We start from the raw sequence: 1,060 nt of genomic DNA, 5'->3' as shown, positions 1-1,060 counted from the left end.
GGTGTCGGTTATGGGAGAGAGGCAGGAATTTGTGCGGCTGGCGCTGGCGGAGGGTGCGAACCGCCGGGAGCTGTGCCGGCGGTTCGGGATCAGTGCCGATGTGGGCTATAAATGGCTGGCGCGGTGGCAGGCAGGTGACCGGGAGCTGGCTGATCGCTCGCGCCGCCCGCATGTGAGCCCGTTGCAGTCGAGCGCGGCGGTGGAGACAGAGGTGCTTGCGGTGCGCGATGCGCATCCGGCGTGGGGCGCACGCAAGATCGCGCGCGTTCTGGAAGACCGGGGGCAGCATGCGCCGGCGCCTTCGACGGTTCATGCTATCCTGAAGCGCCATGAGCGGATCATGCCGCCGGTCGGTGGCGCGCCGGCGACCCAGCGCTTCGAGAAGGAGGCGCCGAACCAGCTCTGGCAGATGGATTTCAAGGGCTGGGTTCGGCTCGGCGATGGCACGCGCTGCCATCCGCTGACGATGGTGGACGACCATTCCCGCTTCGTGCCTTGCCTGGCGGCCTGCGCCGACCAGCAGGGAGTGACCGTGCGCGGCCATCTGGAGCGGACATTCCGGCGCTACGGCCTGCCGGACGCCCTTTTCGTCGATAATGGCGCGCCCTGGGGCGAGGCCTCGGGCGAGCGTTGGACAAGACTTGGCGTGTGGCTGTTGAAGCTCGGCGTCGGCCGCCTGCATAGCCGGCCCTATCATCCGCAGAGCCGCGGCAAGAATGAGCGCTTCCATCGCACGCTTAAGGCCGAAATATTCGATTTCGCCCGATTTTCCGATCTGGCTGCCGTCCAGCGCGCCTTCGATGCCTGGCGTGAACTCTATAATTTCGAGCGGCCCCATGCCGCGCTCGATCTCGACGTGCCGGCCCGTCGCTATCGTCCCAGTTCGCGCCCCATGCCCGAGCACCTTCCAGAGGTGATCTACGATGAAGGCGAGGTCGTCCGCACCGTCCCCAGCACCAAGGCCTATGTCAGCTTCAAAGGCCGCAAGTGGAAAGTCCCAAAGGCCTTCTGCGGCGAACGCATCGCCATTCGCCCGCTCGACACGGACGGGCGATACGGC

Annotated in this window: 1 protein-coding gene; it reads left to right on the top strand. The window is 66.4% G+C overall.

Annotation, left to right across the window (positions count from 1 at the left end; genetic code table 11):
- Position 1: 1 nt before the first annotated feature.
- Positions 2-1,060: IS481 family transposase (locus BHD07_RS31815; RefSeq protein ID WP_338284318.1), on the top strand; the 1,059-nt coding region annotated here is incomplete at its 3' end.

It is taken from the genome of Sinorhizobium sp. KGO-5, from assembly GCF_036245905.1.
GTDB classification, from domain to species: domain Bacteria; phylum Pseudomonadota; class Alphaproteobacteria; order Rhizobiales; family Rhizobiaceae; genus Sinorhizobium; species Sinorhizobium meliloti_A.
The sequence above is the reverse complement of the archived record's forward strand: the minus strand, read 5'-3'. Positions and strand labels throughout refer to the sequence as shown.